15 protein-coding genes are annotated in these 17,915 nt (G+C 46.7%); 11 read left to right on the plus strand and 4 right to left on the minus strand.

What is annotated here, in order from left to right:
• Positions 1-37: 37 nt before the first annotated feature.
• Complete coding sequence (locus tag LZU85_RS03910; RefSeq protein ID WP_176299019.1) at positions 38-1,423, plus strand: MATE family efflux transporter; 1,386 nt, start codon at positions 38-40, stop codon at positions 1,421-1,423.
• Here the strand turns inward: LZU85_RS03910 and LZU85_RS03915 are convergent.
• Positions 1,410-1,790 (minus strand): nitrous oxide-stimulated promoter family protein, encoded by a 381-nt coding sequence (locus LZU85_RS03915; RefSeq protein WP_176299018.1) that lies wholly within the window; start codon positions 1,788-1,790, stop codon positions 1,410-1,412. The genes LZU85_RS03910 and LZU85_RS03915 overlap by 14 nt on opposite strands.
• Positions 1,791-1,927: 137 nt before the next feature.
• Between LZU85_RS03915 and LZU85_RS03920 the strand changes: the two genes are divergently transcribed.
• The 3 genes from LZU85_RS03920 (at position 1,928) to LZU85_RS03930 (ending at position 5,226) form a co-directional block, all read left to right on the plus strand.
• Entirely contained in the window at positions 1,928-2,119 is a 192-nt protein-coding gene (locus LZU85_RS03920; protein WP_176299017.1) for a DUF2986 domain-containing protein, read from the plus strand.
• Positions 2,120-2,583: 464 nt separating this feature from the next.
• Positions 2,584-3,993 carry a H(+)/Cl(-) exchange transporter ClcA gene (clcA, locus tag LZU85_RS03925; RefSeq protein WP_176299016.1) on the plus strand — a complete coding sequence of 470 codons (1,410 nt, stop codon included), beginning with the start codon at positions 2,584-2,586 and terminating at the stop codon, positions 3,991-3,993.
• 270 nt (positions 3,994-4,263) lie between these two features.
• Entirely contained in the window at positions 4,264-5,226 is a 963-nt protein-coding gene (locus LZU85_RS03930; RefSeq protein WP_474001636.1) for a TDT family transporter, read from the plus strand.
• Positions 5,227-5,323: 97 nt separating this feature from the next.
• On the opposite strand, the gene folE is transcribed toward LZU85_RS03930, so the two are convergent.
• On the minus strand, positions 5,324-5,977 hold the full coding sequence (gene folE / locus LZU85_RS03935) for a GTP cyclohydrolase I FolE (RefSeq protein WP_011081489.1): 654 nt from the start codon (positions 5,975-5,977) through the stop codon (positions 5,324-5,326).
• Positions 5,978-6,152: 175 nt separating this feature from the next.
• Here folE and moeA point away from each other — a divergent pair, with 175 nt between their 5' ends.
• The 5 genes from moeA to LZU85_RS03960 all read left to right on the plus strand — a co-directional run bounded on the left by moeA (position 6,153) and on the right by LZU85_RS03960 (position 11,798).
• Positions 6,153-7,388 carry a molybdopterin molybdotransferase MoeA gene (gene moeA, locus LZU85_RS03940; RefSeq protein ID WP_225453392.1) on the plus strand — a complete coding sequence of 412 codons (1,236 nt, stop codon included), beginning with the start codon at positions 6,153-6,155 and terminating at the stop codon, positions 7,386-7,388.
• Between the two features lie 9 nt (positions 7,389-7,397).
• Positions 7,398-8,192 carry a molybdopterin-synthase adenylyltransferase MoeB gene (moeB, locus tag LZU85_RS03945; protein WP_130194679.1) on the plus strand — a complete coding sequence of 265 codons (795 nt, stop codon included), beginning with the start codon at positions 7,398-7,400 and terminating at the stop codon, positions 8,190-8,192.
• Positions 8,193-8,337: 145 nt separating this feature from the next.
• Positions 8,338-8,649, plus strand: coding sequence for a hypothetical protein (locus LZU85_RS03950; protein WP_225453391.1), 312 nt, complete (start codon positions 8,338-8,340; stop codon positions 8,647-8,649).
• Between the two features lie 12 nt (positions 8,650-8,661).
• On the plus strand, positions 8,662-9,492 hold the full coding sequence (locus LZU85_RS03955) for a sulfurtransferase (protein WP_060534169.1): 831 nt from the start codon (positions 8,662-8,664) through the stop codon (positions 9,490-9,492).
• Positions 9,493-9,521: 29 nt separating this feature from the next.
• Positions 9,522-11,798 carry a bifunctional diguanylate cyclase/phosphodiesterase gene (locus LZU85_RS03960; RefSeq protein ID WP_225453390.1) on the plus strand — a complete coding sequence of 759 codons (2,277 nt, stop codon included), beginning with the start codon at positions 9,522-9,524 and terminating at the stop codon, positions 11,796-11,798.
• Between the two features lie 77 nt (positions 11,799-11,875).
• Here LZU85_RS03960 and LZU85_RS03965 read toward each other — a convergent pair whose 3' ends face one another.
• Both LZU85_RS03965 and LZU85_RS03970 read right to left on the minus strand, forming a co-directional pair.
• The gene (locus LZU85_RS03965) at positions 11,876-13,174 is read right to left on the minus strand and encodes a glycoside hydrolase family 18 protein (RefSeq protein WP_176299010.1); all 1,299 of its coding nucleotides are present in this window, start codon (positions 13,172-13,174) and stop codon (positions 11,876-11,878) included.
• Positions 13,175-13,310: 136 nt separating this feature from the next.
• Positions 13,311-14,303, minus strand: coding sequence for a sugar-binding transcriptional regulator (locus LZU85_RS03970; protein WP_176299009.1), 993 nt, complete (start codon positions 14,301-14,303; stop codon positions 13,311-13,313).
• A gap of 462 nt (positions 14,304-14,765) precedes the next feature.
• Between LZU85_RS03970 and tal the strand changes: the two genes are divergently transcribed.
• The gene (tal, locus tag LZU85_RS03975; RefSeq protein ID WP_237286423.1) at positions 14,766-15,716 is read left to right on the plus strand and encodes a transaldolase; all 951 of its coding nucleotides are present in this window, start codon (positions 14,766-14,768) and stop codon (positions 15,714-15,716) included.
• A gap of 81 nt (positions 15,717-15,797) precedes the next feature.
• Complete coding sequence (gene tkt, locus LZU85_RS03980) at positions 15,798-17,789, plus strand: transketolase (RefSeq protein ID WP_237286424.1); 1,992 nt, start codon at positions 15,798-15,800, stop codon at positions 17,787-17,789.
• The last annotated feature ends 126 nt before the right edge of the window (positions 17,790-17,915 follow it).

The raw sequence follows: 17,915 nt of genomic DNA on the forward strand, positions 1-17,915 counted from the left end.
ATCCTTATATAGTCCCCTCAGAAACAGAGGAGACGAAATGAATACGCATCTAACGAACAATAGTGCTCAGAACACCTTACCAGAAGGGCTATTAAAGACAATCGCCAAACTTGGTTTTCCAGTCGCAATTCAAAGTGCACTGGTGGCTATTTTGGCATTGGCAGATGTTTTAATGGTCAGTGATTTTGGGAAAGAAGCGACTGCCGCTGTGGGAATCGCCTCAAAATGGCATTTCATTGCAATTATGATCATGGCAGGTCTTGCTTCCGCAAATGGTACGTTAGTTGCGCAATACTGGGGCAAAGACGATCGCCGCAGTGCAAAAGCCGTTTCTCTCATTGCCCTCAACTTTGGGTTGAAAGTGCTGATACCTGTCAGTTTACTGATCACCTTGGGTTCGCAGTTCATCATGATGCTGCAAACCAACGATAAAACCGTCATTGAACTTGGCTCCGTGTATCTCTGGTACGCGCTACCGGTTTTATTGCTGACCCATATCGTGATTGTGATTGAATCGAGCATGCGTTCTTCTGGCGATACCGTAACACCCTTATTCATTGGCTCCGTGACCATTTTCGTCAATATTGCTCTCAACTATTGGCTGATTAAAGGTGGGCTCGGCGTGCCTGCGATGGGCGTTGCAGGAGCCGCTTTGGCAACGTCAATTTCTCGCGCTCTGCAAGTCGTACTCATGCTTGGGTTTATGAAATACAAGCGCCATTGGTTGCTCGAAACAGAAGCATCCGCAGATCGCCCTTCCCTTTGGCTTTCCTACCGTCGCTTGGCGTTGCCGGTGACATTGGGCGCGGTTTTATGGGGAATTGGCACCATGGCCTACCAAATTATATTTGGCCATATGGGTACCACAGAGCTTGCTGTTTTCAGTATGCTTGGCCCTTTTGAATCATTATGTTACGCAATCTTTTTTGGTATTTCGGTCGCTTGTTCTGTGCTTATTGGTCAGTCACTCGGGCGCAACGAGTTTGACCGTGCGCAAGCGATGGCCGCGTATTTTATCAAGGTCGTTTTCGTCGTTGGCGTGTCAGTCGGCGCATTTATGTTGTTGAACAGAGAGTGGATTTTATCTGGGCTCAATCTCAACAGTGAAGAACTGAAACCACTAGCAGCGCCTGCGGTGATCATCCTTTGCTGCGGGATCTGGATTCGCATGCTAAACATGACCATCATTAATGGCATCATTCGCGCAGGTGGCGACAACGTATTCTGTTTAAGAATGGACTTTATCGCCATGTGGATGACAGGTATTCCTTTGTGTGCTTTAGCAGCCTTTATCGCTGGCATGGAGTTTAAAGTCGTCTATGCGCTAATGTTGGCTGAAGAAATTGTGAAATTAGCGCTGTGCTACCGACGCTACACACAAAAATTTTGGATTAAAAACTTAACCGTTGTTACGGTTTCTTAGCGAGCCTTTTATGGCGGTTAGAGCTTTCCGGTGTTGGCTTGTCTGGCACCGGTTTTCGTTCATGTAGCAAATGACGAATCGCCAAAATAGGATGAACCAATAACATTCGTGGTCCTGAATAACGCATCACCAAACGCATCTGTTCTTTCTGTGCTTTTTTGTAACAATGGATGGGGCATTGATTGCAAGTTGGCTTATCTTCGCCATAAGGACATCTGTCCAACCTCACTTCGGCGTAGTCCATTAGTGCCCGACACTCCTCACACAAGGTATCGCCGTGGTGGTGATCCTTGCAATAGATGCGAATCATCGCTGCAACCGTTTTGAACTCAGTGGCCAATGCCCCCATCAGTATTTTTGACGCCATCGTAGAACCAATATTTATTAATCACTTTGTCAATTTTACGCTTTGTCGAGAACTATTTTCATTTATCTAAATCAAACTCACTTGTACTTTGTGCGACAAATGATTATTCTCAGCCACCTTTCACGGGGGCAACAACAATGAACCGCAAAAAGAAAATCAATCAAATTTTCAAATCGAAGCTGAAAAAGCAAAACGCGAAACTGCATAAAAGTAACAAACCACGTTACATTTCAAAAGCAGAACGTGCCAAACTGGAAGCCGCAGGCGAAGTGGTAGAAAACGAAAGTATCCCTTCACTTGATACTGACCTAGATAGCGAAACAAAGTAAGAACCTAAGTAACTTTTTCACCTTTCCACCGACGCGACAGTGATTACGTTCTTTTAACGAGAACGCACATCGACAGCTTGGGTGTCATATAAGGGTACAAATACAATAAGGCGCACCTAGCAGTGCGCCTTTACCTCGTTACTCAATCGTGAGTCTGCGATTTGGGATTACTATAGATGCATCCCTAACAAAAAACGAGGAACTACAGTAGAGTTTTGATTCCATCCAAATTGTGTGTAAAACCTCACATCCCTCCTTATCGAGCAGCATGTTGCTTTACGATTTAAGTGTGGTACACATTGGTTAAATTGCAAGAAATTCCCTTTAAATAACGTGCCATCTATCACAATTTTTTGCTTTTACCACGCTGAATTATGAAAAACTAATTTGCATCTTTCGTAACTAAAGCACAACCCTAGCTTCGCTTATAATCTGAGCTCGAAATTTTGGCGTTGGAGATACACATGACCAAGCGTGAGAGAATCATTCAGTCCGTTCTAGTAAAAGTGCCCAAAGATGCAATCAATCAGTTTCTCTCACACGGTTCAACACCTATTTCTGTCCTTTTCTTAGCCGCATTGGTTGGCATATTGGCAGGACTGGTTGGAACCTATTTCGAAATCGCCGTACATTTTGTTTCCGAGACTCGGACGGAGTGGTTAAAGAGTGAAATTGGTCATTTGCTGCCGCTTTGGCTTGCGGCAATTTTGATCAGTGCAGCGCTTGCATTCGTGGGGTATTTTCTGGTTCACCGCTTTGCGCCAGAGGCCGCTGGCTCAGGTATCCCAGAAATCGAGGGGGCGATGGACAATATCCGCCCAGTCAGATGGTGGCGAGTCATTCCCGTGAAGTTTTTTGGCGGCATGGGGGCACTGGGTTCAGGAATGGTGCTGGGCCGAGAAGGGCCTACCGTTCAGATGGGCGGTGCCGTTGGTCGCATGGTCACGGATATTTTCCGAGTGAAAGATGACGACACTCGCCACTCTCTACTCGCGTCAGGAGCGGCAGGTGGTTTGGCCGCCGCGTTTAATGCTCCTCTTGCGGGGATCATGTTCGTGGTCGAAGAGATGCGTCCACAATTTCGTTACTCGCTGATCTCTATTCGAGCCGTGATTATTTCTGCTGTTATGGCCAATATCGTGTTTCGTGCCATCAACGGCCAAGATGCGGTCATCACCATGCCGCAATATCAACCACCCGAGCTAAAAGCTTTGTGGCTCTTTTTGTTATTGGGCGGACTTTTTGGCGTTTTTGGTGTGCTGTTCAATAAACTGGTGACTGTCGCACAAGACGCCTTCGTTGCCTTGCACAAGAATGATCGCAAACGTTATTTGATCACCGGAACCTGTCTCGGTGGCATCTTTGGTTTGCTGTTGCTGTATGTTCCCGAGTTGACGGGCGGCGGCATTCATCTTATTCCAGACGTCACTAACGGCAACTACAGCGTTTCTCTGCTGGTGATGCTCTTTGTCGGACGAGTGTTGACCACTTTAATCTGTTTTGGCTCAGGTGCACCCGGCGGGATTTTTGCGCCTATGTTGGCATTGGGCACGCTATTTGGCTATGCCTTTGGTGCCACCGCGAAAATCCTACTTCCCGATCTTCCCATCGAGCCGGGCATGTTCGCCATTGCGGGTATGGGCGCTTTGTTCGCCGCCACGGTTCGCGCGCCGATTACGGGAATTCTGCTCGTGATTGAAATGACCAACAACTATTACCTCATTTTGCCACTGATCATTACCAGTCTCGGTGCGGTAATTTGTGCGCAAGTTTGTGGCGGTAAGCCCATCTACAGTCAGCTTCTACACAGAACCATCAAGAACGATAAGTTGCGTCAGCAAGATCTACCAGAGCAACAAAACCCACAGGCGTAAGACGCTAGTATGGATTCGGGATAAACCACTTTATCCCGATTTTTTTCTCACTGTTCGATTTTTTCCAAGCAAGTACACAGCAAAATTGATACCATCAGCGTCGCCTGAAGGTCACCGTTGTATGTTTCGGCTGTTCAAATCAGATATCATGCTATGAATGATCTCCAGACACTCGAATCGAGTCAAAAGTGAACAAGGGAAATCACTTTTATCATCAATATCTAAAAATAATGCGTCGAATTGAGGTTAAATTCGTAAATGGAATTTTCGCTGAATTGGAGAAAATTGGTACAGGTTCAAAACGTGCCACCATCACAAGCCGCACTGGCATTGGGGGTCATTGGACTTGGGCAAGCATGGGCGCTTTACTTGCCTGAAGTGGGTGTTCCGATTCGTCCTTTTCTCGCGGCTTTTGGCGCGATATTGCTCTTACCTGTATTGGCCAAATACGCCACCAACGCTAAAACCTTTCTCAACGATATTCGTCATCCTTTGAGTGGAAGTTTGATGGCTCCGATGAGTATGGCGCTGCTGGTGTTGTGCGATTATTTGGCGGTCGTATCTCCATTGATCGCCTACCCTCTTTGGTTTATGGCGGTTTTGCTGCACTTTACCATGATGGTGCTGTTTTTCAGTTTCCAAATCATGAATTTCAAGATGTCCAATATTGTGCCAAGCTGGTTCCTCTATCCTGTTGGATTGATTAGCAGCTCATTGGCCGGTTCTCAATTTGGACACAATGTCTTTTCAGAAACACTGGCTATGGTCTGCATTGGGATCTATTTCTTCCTACTGCCTCTGGTTCTCTACCGATTGGTGTTTTTTGGCTCTTTGCCTAAACGAGCAAGGCCAACATTAGCCATCATGGCCGCTCCGGTTAACCTTTCGCTGGCCGCTTATTTGGTGAACTTCAAAGAGCCAGATCCTATTCTTACTGGCGCGTTAGCGGGCATAGCCATTACCATGACTCTGCTGATTTACTTGTGCTACATTCGGTTACTGAGATTGAAGTTCCAACCTTCCATCGCGGCCGTTACCTTCCCATCGGTGATCAGTGCCATTGCGATGCATCGCTTAACGGCATTTTTTGCCGAGTCCCACCCCCAATGGGCATGGCTGCATGATTTTGGCTTTCTTGAACTGAGCATTGCCACCGTGCTTGTTGTGTGGGTATCTGCTGGCTACGTTAAGATGTATTGGCCCGAAGTGTTCAAAGCCAAACCAGCGATTTAGCCTCCATTGACGCTTTGAAATAGCCGAAAAGAATGCGCAGACATAAAAACGCCCAACTCATGAGTTGGGCGTTTTTTTGTATTCAATAAACTTTCGATTAACGCAAACCGTGCAGAAACTCGGCTCGTGTCGCTGGGTTACTCTTAAAAATACCACCCAATGCGGTTGTGGTGGTTTCACTGGTCGCGTCCATCACGCCGCGAGACTTCACGCAATAGTGTGTTGCGTCGATGGTTACCGCAACGTCATCCGATTCGAGTAAGGTTTGCAACGCCACTAGAATCTGTTGTGTCATGCGCTCTTGCACCTGAGGGCGTTGCGCAAAGAAACGAACAATGCGGTTGATCTTAGATAAACCAATGATTTTTCCGCGAGGAATATAGGCCACTGCCGCTTTGCCATCAATGGTCACCAAATGATGCTCGCAGGTGCTGGTTAAGGTGATCTCTTTCACTCGAACCATCTCGCTGACGTTCATCTTGTTTTCAATCACCGTGATCTTAGGGAAGTTCTGATAATCTAGGCCGGAAAAAACTTCGTCGACGTACATTTTAGCAATGCGTCTTGGCGTTTCTTCCAAGCTATCGTCGGTCAGATCCAGTTCAAGCAAAGAAAGGATCTCACGCATGTGGTGTTCGATTTTCTCTTTCTTTTCTTCACGACTGAATTGGTTCGGCACCATCGGCGTTTCCAAACCGCGCTTTTCTAACGCTTGTTTAACCAGTTGGGCGGATTCGCTAAGACCTGACATTCCACTTCCTCTTACATCTCAAGACTCTCATAAAGGGAAGAATACCCCTTTAGGATGGCTGACAAGGATACTCGGATTTTTGAATAATTACACCCATATTTTACTGAGGGTCATTCGTGCCACTCATCGATTTGTGCTAAAGTGCGCTAAAACCATAATTCAACGGAAATTCAATATGGGCTGTTGTGATGCACCTGGCTTAATGCCAATTGAAGATGCGATGGAAAAAATGCTTTCCCGCATTAAACCGATTCAAACAACGTTAAAACTACCGCTTGCTGAAGCGCTTGGTTATGTCTTAGCTGAAGATATTCTTTCCCCTATTAACGTGCCTCCTTTTGATAACTCTGCAATGGATGGATACGCGATTCGCATTGCCGATTTAGAGCACAACCAACCACTACCGCTTGCGGGCAAGTCATTTGCAGGCCAGCCTTTTGACGGGGAATGGCCGCAAAATAGCTGCATTCGCATCATGACAGGCGCAAAAATCCCGGTAGGCTGTGACGCCGTCATCATGCAGGAAAACACCGAAGTAAGCGACGAAGGTATTGTCATCCAACAGTGCCAGATTAAGCCGAACGAAAACATTCGACCAACAGGCGACGATATCCAAGCGGGTGACTTAGTCTTGGCCCAAGGGGCTCGCCTCACGCCTCGTGATATTCCCATGATTGCTTCTTTAGGCATCAGCCACGTCACAGTGGTCAGAAAACCACGTGTTGCTTTCTTTTCTACTGGTGACGAGCTCAAATCACTCGGTGAACCACTACTGGAAGGTCAGATCTACGATAGCAACCGCTACGGTATTAAGCCGCTGATTGAGAACTTTGGCTGCGAAGCCATCGACCTCGGCATCATTCCTGATTGCCCTGAAACATTAAAAGCCACCTTCGAAAAAGCCCAATCACAAGCGGATGTGGTGGTGACTTCTGGTGGCGTAAGCGTGGGCGAAGCTGACTACACCAAAGACATTTTGGAACAGCTAGGCGAAATCGGTTTTTGGAAACTGGCGATCAAGCCGGGTAAACCCTTTGCTTTTGGTAAACTCAGCACTGCGTGGTTCTGCGGTCTGCCAGGTAACCCCGTTTCAGCCGTTTTGACTATGTATGTTTTGGTTCAGCCGATGCTGGCCAAATTGGCGGGCCATTCGCAATGGAAAGCTCCGGAGTCTATCCCTGCCACAACACGTACGGCATTTAAAAAGGCACCCGGCCGCACCGACTACCAACGCGGTATTTACACCATTGAAAATGGTCAGTTCTTTGTCGAAACGACAGGAAATCAAAGCTCCGGCGCGTTTCGTTCAATGAGCTTGGCAAATTGTTTTGTGGTTTTAGAGCGAGAGCGTGGACGTGTTGAAGTGGGTGAAACCGTCAATATCGAATTGTTTAACTCAACCCTGTTTTAGGAGCTGAAGGTGGAGATTCTTTCCGATCAGGAAATGCTGCGCTATAACCGCCAAATCATCCTACGTCAGTTTGATTTTGAAGGCCAAGAAGCTCTCAAACAAAGTTCCATCTTAATTTTGGGTGCTGGTGGTCTTGGCTGCGCTGCGAGTCAATATCTGGCGACAGCGGGTGTCGGCAAGCTGACATTGATTGACGACGATATTGTTGAGTTGTCCAATTTGCAGCGCCAAGTCTTGCATCACGATGCTGATATTGGGCGTAAAAAAGTCGAGTCCGCCGCTCAGTCGCTACGAGAGCTGAATCCTCACATTGAAGTGGTAACGGTGGCGCAACGTCTTAGCGACTCTGAGCTTGAAACTTTGATCAAAAACCACAGCTTAGTGTTGGATGCCAGTGACAACGTGGAGACGCGCAATCAATTGAATCGCCTCTGCTTTGCGACCAAAACGCCATTGGTATCCGGCGCTGCGATTCGCATGGAAGGTCAGGTGAGTGTTTTTACCTATCAAAACGCTAACGAGCCTTGCTATCAATGTCTTAGCGCACTATTTGGCTCAAATGCGCTGAGTTGCGTTGAAGCTGGGGTCATGGCACCTGTCGTTGGCATCATAGGCGCCGTACAAGCCATGGAAGCGATCAAAGTGTTGGCTCAATTTGGTACCCCTAAAAGCGGTAAAATTTTGATCCTTGACGCCATGACGATGTCTTGGCGAGAAATGAACCTCATGAAACTGCCCGCTTGCCCAGTGTGCAACGATGATTCACAACGCAACTCTGATTCACAACACACCAACCAGAGTTGATTGAAAGGCCCTCTTCTATTGTCGAGGGCTTTTTTTAACGCTCCACTTGTGCCGTGGTTGCGATGGAAGGAAATGGTTACAACGGAAGGAAATTGTTTTATCTTGGCCCTAAACGCTAATAACCAATTGTTTTGACGAGCATTCGATGAGACCACTCATAAAAGGATTTGGATTACTGTTGTCAGGCATCGTTTTGCTTCTGTTGCTGCAACACCTGCTAAGAGATAAGCCGGACAATGAGAGGCTTCAAGCAATACTGCTTAGCAATACGTTAACTCAATCTTTAGATGGGCATCGACGTTATTTAACGGTCAAGCTCCCCGACTCCAGCGTGCTGAGATTGACGGTCAAACCCGACAATGATTGTCAGCCACCTGCGCAAGTGCTTTTAGCAAAAGGAACAAATGCGCTCACCGAGCAACCTAGCTATCACTTTATCGAATGCCAGAAACCATAAGGAAATCACTCTATGTCCCCGCTTATTTCTGCCAGTGAACTGAATGAGATTAAACATCAAAAAAATTTGGTCATTTTAGATGCCAGCATGGAGTTCACGATTCCCAATGCTGAACCTAAGATTTTCGGCAAGGTCATCCCTGGTGCTCGTCGATTCGATTACGACCACGAGTTCTGCGATCTTTCCAGTACTTTGCCTCATATGATGCCCAATCAAGCAACCTTCAATGCTAAAGCACAACAGATCGGTCTAAACAATGATAGCCATATCGTGGTCTACGATAACGCGGGAACTTACGCCTCGCCAAGAGCTTGGTGGATGCTAAAAGCGATGGGACATCATAACGTTCAAGTGCTCAATGGTGGCCTGAAAGCTTGGATTGACGCAGGCTTTGAAACCCAAGACAACTTTGAAGCAGTATCACAGATTGGTACATTCAACGGACAAATCGATCCAGATTATTTCTTAAATGCCGATATTGTTCTGAAGCACAGTAATTTGCGCTCCGCCTCAATTGTCGATGCACGATCTATGGAACGGTTTTTAGCTCAGGTCCCAGAGCCCAGAGAAGGTATACGCAGTGGCCACATTCCGGGTTCCCTGTGTTTGCCGTTTTCACAACTAATGGACAAAGGCCATATTAAACCTTTGTCTGGTTTGCAAGAGGCTTTCGAGTCGCTACCATTAGACCAGAGTAAACCGATCATTTTCAGTTGTGGCTCGGGGGTCACTGCATGCATTTTGTTATTAGGCGCATACCTAATCGGTTACAAAAATTTGTCTGTCTACGACGGTTCATGGACGGAATGGGGAGCCAACCCTCAATTACCTATTGAACCTTAACGAAGACAGCGTCAAACAGAAGGCAAAGAATGGCTGGAATGAAGAACAATATTTGGCTGCTTTATTGGGTCCTCGTGGTGGTTACCATGGGGCTTTTTATCCTTTTTGGCCATAATTTCTATCATTCCAATCTACAGAAATACCAAGATAAGCAACTGCTGCAGCTTGAACTTTTTTCGTCTTCCGTCGACTCTCTGTTTAAGAGCCAAGAGTCGTTACTGGAAGTAGTTGGACAGCGGCTGGTTGATCAAAGTGATTTCACTCGTACTGCATCACTACAAATTCGGCCAATTTTAGACAATCTGATGCAGATTCACCCCATTATTGCCGGATTTGGTTTGGCAAATCCAAATGGAGATTTTATTGCTGTTACCAGCAACATCGATTTAGCCCGCGCAGAAAATCTAATGAATAATCCTGTGACAAAAGCAGGTTTCATAGAAGCACTCGAGTCCAACCGTATGATCTTAGGCCGAACCTATTATTTTGATGCCATCGACTCTTTGATCATCCCTGTTCGCAAATCGATCCGCAACAGCCAGGGCGAGGTCGAGGCCGTTATGACGGCTGGACTAAAAGTTGAGTCTACTCTGGTCTTTAGAAACAACATTCACGCAAATCCATTTAATATCGTTAGCCTCGTCCGTCACGATCGCTATCGCACTTTTGTGTCAGCAGATGAATCGCTCGTTAACCGCTATGATCGGCCAATAGAAGATCATCGTTATAAAGAAGTGATCGCAGCCGCCGCATCACAACACTCCATTTCTGAAGATGAGCTAAAAGCCTCACAAGAAGCTGTCACCGTGATGACTCAGGGCCATCAGATGTCTTACTTGATGACAGTGAAATACTTATCCGACTATCGTGTTTGGGCAGTATCCGCAACTGAAATGCACTACATTCGTCAGCTGTTTTACTCTCAGTTTGGCTTTTACTTACTGATTTTTGCCATACTACAGCTGGCCTTCTATGGTCTAGTGCGCTCGATCGCGAACAACGAAAAAGAGACCATTGAACGCCTACACCACCAAGCCACACATGATACTTTGACTCAGTTACCCAACCGTCGATACCTCAGAGATAACATTCATTTATGGTTAAAAAACAAGACTTCACCTTTTGCTTTGTTGTTCATCGACATGGACAACTTTAAGAGTGTCAATGACACACATGGCCACGATTTCGGTGACCAAGTTTTAAAACAAATCACACAACGATTAGGGTCATTCAGCAACGAGAAGCGCCTGCTCGTTCGTGAAGCTAGTGATGAGTTTATTTTATTGGTTAAAGAAAGCGATCCCGTTTTGCTTAAGTCATTGGCTACAAACATGATCGCCAAAATGGCCGAGCCTTATGTGATTAACGACGTTCAGTTCTTATTAAGCTGTAGCGTGGGTATCGCCATTTATCCAACTCATGGTCACGACCTCGATGCGCTTCTTCGCGCCGCCGATATCTCAATGTATCGAGCCAAACAAGAGCGTAACTCGTTCAATATTTTCACGACTGAAATGCAAGAGCAGCATTTATACAAGATGAAAGTTGAACAACGTTTACGGTTTGCCATCGAGCAGCAGAAGTTGTTTATGGTATACCAACCTCAGGTCGATATGGATGGCAAGCTGCATGGTGTCGAAGCCTTGGTTCGTTGGCAGGATTCTGAGCTCGGTTTTGTCCCGCCCGATCTGTTTATTCCTGTTGCTGAAAGCTCTGGACTTATGGTTAAGCTGGGTAAATTCATCATTGAACGAAGTGTCAGTGATATCGCAACGTATGTGATACCACAGCGTCAAGACTTAAACCTCTCAATCAACATTTCTGTCAAACAGTTTATTCAGCAGGATTTTGCCGAACACCTTATCACCACAATCGACTCAGCAAGGCTTGATAGAAAGCGCATTACTCTCGAAATAACGGAAAACTTGTTTATTGAAGATCTTGATCAGTTCAAACCCATTTGCAACGAGATGAACCAACAAGGGCTCAAAATCTCTCTGGATGATTTTGGTACCGGTTATTCTTCGTTAAGCATGCTAAAAGATCTGCCCATTGATGAGTTGAAAATCGACAAGAGCTTTGTCGATAATATTGAGAATGACGCAAAGTCTTTCAACATGGTTAAAAATATCATTGCTATTGGGAAAAACTTTGGCATGGCAGTGTTAGCTGAAGGAGTAGAAACAGAGTTGCAGGCGAACAAACTCGCAGAATCTGGTTGTGACTTGCTGCAAGGCTATTACTACGCAAAACCACTCAATGTCGAGCAACTGCAAGTCTATATGGACGAACACTCGGAAAAATAGACGCTCACAGTCCTGTTGCGTGTAAACAAAAACCCGCTAAAACAGCGGGTTTTTATATCAAAGCCAATGACTGAACTTTACTTGCCTGTCATTTCAGCATGCATGGTATCAACCAACTTACCGCTTGGATCGCCAGAAAGTTCCCACGTAAAGATTCCCCCTAGATTGGCTTGCTTAGCCCACTGAGCTTTCGCTTTAATCGAGCGCTGATCTTCAAATGAGATGAAGACTTTTTTCTCTGGGTTCCACAAGTAAGGTGCTTGAGACTGTTCGTCGTAGTTGTACTGATAGCCTTGTTTCTCTCCATAGTTCTTCACCAGATCCCAGAACATGAAGTAGCCATTCTCGCCAGTGCCAAATTGCGCGCCTTGTTCAGAGAGCAGATCCCCTTTCGGCGCTTGACCGTCATAGTCTTTTGTTCCCTGCCATCCACGACCATAGAACGCCGCGCCAATCACCAGCTTTTCACTAGGAATGCCAAGTTCAATCATCTGATTGATGAAAACATCTGCGCCCATGCCCCACCAACTGCGTTCTGTGGCATGTAAGTTGGTGGTGTGTCCGGTCTGCTGCCCCCACCCACCGAGGAAGTCATAGGTCATCGCAAACATGTTGGTTAGGTATGGCTGTGCGGCTTTCCAATCGATTTGTGCCGCTTTCGATCCAACACCGACTGCTGTAGATAGCTCATATTGACGTTTGGTTTGCTTCTCCAACAAATCCAGATCTGCTCGCATTGTTTTCACCAAGTAGGTGAATGCATCGCGCTCTGCCGCTTTCTGTTCATCAGACAGTTTCGTCGCAGGATTCCAAGGGGACGTGGTTAAGCCACCACCGCCCGGGTATTCCCAGTCCAAGTCAATTCCGTCAAAGAAGTCATATTGTTTGATAAGTTCAACGGCGGTTTTTGAGAACTGCGCCATCGCTTTAGGATCTTTAGCCATTGCATGGAAAGGCTCAGACATAGTCCAGCCACCAAAAGAAGGAAGGATTTTAAGATCTGGGTGCTGTTTTTTCAGTTCTGCAAGCTGGGCGAAATGGCCTTTGAACGGCACCTTTACCGATACCTTGCCGAAGTCTTTTTCAAGTGCAGCTTCGGTATCAACGACAATCGCACTAAATGGCTCTTTGCCTTCACACTGTTTGGCTACCAGCTTTTGCACCGTCTCTGATGCACCAGTATGAGGACCACACATGCTTAAAAAGGCGTAGATAACATGAGTCAGCTTTTCTGCAGGAATATCTTTAACCGTGTAAGGATTTGAAGCGTTCGCGTATTGCCAATCAGCAAAGTAACCCGCAACCACTTTTTCTTGTGCCATAACGCTGCCAGCAAACGTGCTGAGTAGAGCGGCGGTGATCAGTGTTTTTTTCATAAGTCCCTCCAAGTAACTGTTTTAAAAGTACTCCTCGGGATTATTTTCAGCTTAGAAATCAAATCAGGCTGCGAGTCATTTATAAACTCTCACAGCCTTATTGCATAAATTGCATAAAAATATGCAACCCGAACAGCTATTGCGCTTTTCCTTGCATCTGCTCGTCAAGGTTCAGCACGGTAAGTGCGTTACTCACACTTGTGGCGACAACATCAATGGCTCCCGTTCTTAGCGCGCCAAGCAGTGCCAAGGGCTTGCTGTTTTCTGCCGCGATGGCGATGACTTGGGAGATCGGCCTAAACTCTTCAATACCTAAACCAATAACACGGTCGCTCATTACGGTATTAGCGACGTTGCCATAAATATCGAAAAAGTCATAACCTGCGAAATCCCCCACAACCCCTTGCTGTAAGCGAGACTGCACCACTTCATCGGGTGTAAACCACCCCAGATCGACCATATAGCTGTTTTCGCTCATGTCGCCGATCCCAATCAGAGCAATGTCGGCTTTGCGTGCGAGATCGAGGGTCTGCTTCACGGTCGCGTTTTGCATGAATGCCATTTTCTGCTCACGGTTTTCTGCGTACGCAGGCGCATAGAGTGTTTCTGATGTACCACCATATTTTTTCGCCAACTGCCGGCAAATATGGTCAGCGTTAAACATACCGCCGCGAGGGTGAATTCCACCAATCCCACAGACAAATTTACAGTCGCGCGGGGTAATGACACCAACGTGGTGCGCAACCGCAGAGACATTTCGCCCTTGCCCAACCGAAACCACCATGCCATTTTTTAATGTGCTCGTCAGGTAGTTCGAGACCAAACCTGCCACCTGCTGGCGCTGTGCTTCTTCCTGTGGTTGGTCAAGCGCGACTAATGCTCGCTTCACACCAAAACGTTCAATTAGACGCTGCTCAATTTTGGCACTGAACACCGGGTGATACTTCACGGTGATTTCGACGATCCCTTCGTCTCTTGCTTGCTTAAGCATCCGGCCCACTTTGGCGCGAGAAACCGAAAACTTCTTTGAAATCTCTTCCTGAGTAGCGCCATCCTGATAGTAAGCGACCGAAATCTCCGTGAGAAGATCCGTGCTTTCAATCGATATATCTTGGTTTGAACTGCTCATATTTACTCTCACCCTCATTTCAGAGTGCTATTTTAATCTGCCATTGAGCATATGCTCATTGACTTAGCATATGTTACACACGATTCTAACCGCAACTTTTGCTCATTGAAATGACATTTTCTCAGTAAATTATTTGTTAAATCGTTTTGACCGCGAAACCTTGCCAAGTAAGGGCAAACGTTTAATTGTCATTCGTTCGATTTTGTACAAAAAAAACGTTGATGAGCATCACCTTAAAGGCCACTCAACCATTGACTTTCCTACACGTTAGGATAAATATGAATACATCATTTACTCAGCCATCGAGCAAATGTTCAAAACAAATGTTCGGCTGCTAAATTTTTTCTGATGAATAGAGCGTGCATTGCAAAAATCGCACTAAACTATTCGCTAGTCAGTTTACAAATGTATTGGCTTAGGTGTGTACACCGAGCGATAGCCCGTTATATAGGATGATCGATTATGAGCAACAAGTTAGAGCAACTTCGCAAGCTAACAACTGTCGTAGCAGACACTGGTGAAATTGATGCAATCAAGAAATACCAACCAGAAGATGCCACCACAAACCCTTCTCTGATTCTTAAAGCTGCTCAAATCGCTGAGTATGCGCCTCTGATCGATGCGTCTATCGAATATGCAAAAACTCAAAGCAATGACAAAGCACAGCAGATCCAAGACACTTGCGACATGCTTGCAGTAAACATCGGTAAAGAAATCCTAAAAACAATCCCAGGTCGAATCTCTACAGAAGTGGACGCTCGTCTATCTTACGATATGGAAGGCAGCGTAGCGAAAGCTCGCCAACTAGTGAAAATGTACAACGATGCGGGCATCACTAACGATCGCATTCTGATCAAACTGGCGTCTACTTGGGAAGGTATTCGCGCAGCGGAAATCCTAGAGAAAGAAGGCATCAACTGTAACCTGACTCTTCTATTCTCATTCGCTCAAGCGCGTGCTTGTGCAGAAGCGGGCGTATTCCTGATCTCTCCATTCGTTGGTCGTATCATGGACTGGTACAAGGCGAAAGAAGGTCGTGATTTTGAAGCTCAGGAAGATCCAGGCGTATTGTCTGTTACTAAGATCTACAACTACTACAAAGAGTACGGCTACAAAACCGTCGTTATGGGTGCAAGCTTCCGTAACATCGGTGAGATCCTAGAACTGGCTGGTTGTGACCGTCTGACTATCGCGCCTGCTCTACTTGCAGAGCTAGAAGCGGCTGAAGGTGAAGTGGTTGAGAAACTGGTTGACTCTAAAGGCGCAGCAGCGCGTCCAGCACCAATGACGCACGCGGAATTCCTATGGGAGCACAACCAAGACCCAATGGCGGTTGAGAAGCTAGCTGAAGGTATCCGTAACTTCGCCGTTGACCAAGGCAAACTAGAAGCGATGATTGCAGCGAAACTGTAATCACACAGAATCAAACTAGGGGAACGCAAACGTTCCCCTACTTATTTCCTCTTTAGACTCAAATAATATTCGGTATTTATTATGGATCGTAAACATTTAGCTAATGCAATCCGCGCACTCAGCATGGACGGCGTACAAAAAGCAAACTCTGGCCACCCAGGCGCACCTATGGGTATGGCGGACATCGCTGAAGTTCTTTGGCGTGGTCACCTAAACCACAACCCATCAAACCCTGAATGGGCTGACCGCGACCGTTTCGTTCTTTCAAACGGTCACGGCTCTATGCTGATTTACTCGCTACTGCACTTGAGCGGTTACGAGCTTTCTATCGATGATCTGAAAAACTTCCGTCAATTGCATTCTAAGACTCCGGGCCACCCAGAATACGGCTACGCACCGGGCATCGAAACAACGACGGGCCCGCTAGGTCAAGGCATCACCAACGCGGTTGGTATGGCAATGGCTGAGAAAGCGCTCGCAGCGCAATTCAACAAAGAAGGCCACGACATCGTTGACCACTTCACTTACGTGTTCATGGGTGATGGCTGTCTGATGGAAGGTATCTCGCATGAGGCATGTTCTCTAGCAGGTACGCTAGGTCTGGGCAAACTGATCGCATTCTGGGATGACAACGGCATCTCTATCGACGGTCACGTTGAAGGTTGGTTCTCTGACGATACGCCTAAGCGTTTCGAAGCTTACGGCTGGCACGTCATCCCAGCAGTGGATGGTCACAATGCGGAAGCGATCAACGCAGCAATTGAAGCCGCTAAAGCAGATCCTCGCCCGACTCTAATCTGTACTAAGACTATCATCGGTTTTGGTTCACCAAACAAATCGGGTTCACACGACTGTCACGGTGCACCACTAGGCGCTGAAGAAATTGCAGCGACACGTAAAGAACTAGGTTGGGAGCACGGTCCTTTTGAAATTCCGCAAGAAGTGTACGCAGAATGGTCAGCGAAGGAAGCAGGCGCAGCTAAGGAAGCAGCGTGGAACGAGAAATTTGCAGCTTATGAAGCAGCATATCCAGAGCTTGCCGCAGAGTTCAAACGCCGCGTAAATGGCGAACTTCCAGCGCAGTGGGAAGAGAAAGCAAACCAAATCATTGCCGATCTTCAAGCAAACCCAGCGAACATCGCATCACGTAAAGCATCGCAAAACGCGCTAGAAGCGTTTGGTAAAATGCTGCCAGAATTCATGGGCGGCTCAGCTGACCTAGCACCTTCTAACCTCACTATGTGGTCGGGTTCTAAATCGCTAGAAGCAAACGACTTCTCTGGTAACTACATCCACTACGGTGTACGTGAATTTGGTATGACTGCGATCATGAACGGTATCGCACTGCACGGTGGTTTCGTACCTTACGGCGCAACATTCCTAATGTTCATGGAATACGCTCGTAACGCAATGCGCATGGCGGCGCTGATGAAAGTGCAAAACATCCAAGTGTACACGCACGATTCTATCGGTCTTGGCGAAGATGGCCCAACTCACCAACCCGTTGAGCAAATCGCATCGCTACGTCTAACACCAAACATGAGCACATGGCGTCCATGTGACCAAGTGGAATCTGCAGTAGCATGGAAACTGGCGATTGAACGTAAAGATGGTCCATCAGCACTGATTTTCTCTCGTCAAAACCTAGCACAGCAACCACGTAGCGCTGAGCAAGTGGCAGACATCGCCAAAGGTGGTTACATCCTGAAAGAGTGCGATGGTAAGCCTGAGCTCATCCTAATCGCAACAGGTTCTGAAGTTGAGCTAGCAGTGAAAGCGGCTGAGCAACTCACGGCTGAAGGTAAGAAAGTACGCGTGGTTTCAATGCCAGCTACTGATGCATTCGACAAGCAAGACGCGGCTTACCGTGAAGCAGTACTGCCATCAGACGTAACTGCACGTATCGCTATCGAAGCGGGCATTGCGGATTTCTGGTACAAGTACGTTGGCTTCGACGGTCGTATCATCGGTATGACGACTTTCGGTGAATCTGCACCTGCTGACCAATTGTTCGAAATGTTCGGTTTCACGGTAGAAAACGTGGTGAACACAGCGAAAGAACTTCTCGCGTAATCACGATTTCTGACCAAATCAAACTCAAAGCCCTGCTTTATTCAGCGGGGCTTTTTATTATCCTTACTATACCGAACTAGGCTAACTCTCCAGTCTATTTCGCCCTCGTTTCCATGGCCAAAAAGC

Origin of the sequence: Vibrio floridensis (assembly GCF_021852965.1) — a bacterium.
Taxonomy (GTDB): domain Bacteria; phylum Pseudomonadota; class Gammaproteobacteria; order Enterobacterales; family Vibrionaceae; genus Vibrio; species Vibrio floridensis.

Bases quoted from the DNA above. Each gene is read 5' to 3' on its own strand.
- LZU85_RS03910 (WP_176299019.1), top strand. From the start codon at position 38: ATGAATACGCATCTAACGAACAATAGTGCTCAGAACACCTTACCAGAA.
- LZU85_RS03915 (WP_176299018.1), bottom strand. From the start codon at position 1,790: ATGGCGTCAAAAATACTGATGGGGGCATTGGCCACTGAGTTCAAAACG.
- LZU85_RS03920 (WP_176299017.1), top strand. From the start codon at position 1,928: ATGAACCGCAAAAAGAAAATCAATCAAATTTTCAAATCGAAGCTGAAA.
- clcA (WP_176299016.1), top strand. From the start codon at position 2,584: ATGACCAAGCGTGAGAGAATCATTCAGTCCGTTCTAGTAAAAGTGCCC.
- folE (WP_011081489.1), bottom strand. From the start codon at position 5,977: ATGTCAGGTCTTAGCGAATCCGCCCAACTGGTTAAACAAGCGTTAGAA.
- moeA (WP_225453392.1), top strand. From the start codon at position 6,153: ATGGGCTGTTGTGATGCACCTGGCTTAATGCCAATTGAAGATGCGATG.
- LZU85_RS03950 (WP_225453391.1), top strand. From the start codon at position 8,338: ATGAGACCACTCATAAAAGGATTTGGATTACTGTTGTCAGGCATCGTT.
- LZU85_RS03955 (WP_060534169.1), top strand. From the start codon at position 8,662: ATGTCCCCGCTTATTTCTGCCAGTGAACTGAATGAGATTAAACATCAA.
- LZU85_RS03960 (WP_225453390.1), top strand. From the start codon at position 9,522: ATGGCTGGAATGAAGAACAATATTTGGCTGCTTTATTGGGTCCTCGTG.
- LZU85_RS03965 (WP_176299010.1), bottom strand. From the start codon at position 13,174: ATGAAAAAAACACTGATCACCGCCGCTCTACTCAGCACGTTTGCTGGC.
- LZU85_RS03970 (WP_176299009.1), bottom strand. From the start codon at position 14,303: ATGAGCAGTTCAAACCAAGATATATCGATTGAAAGCACGGATCTTCTC.
- tal (WP_237286423.1), top strand. From the start codon at position 14,766: ATGAGCAACAAGTTAGAGCAACTTCGCAAGCTAACAACTGTCGTAGCA.
- tkt (WP_237286424.1), top strand. From the start codon at position 15,798: ATGGATCGTAAACATTTAGCTAATGCAATCCGCGCACTCAGCATGGAC.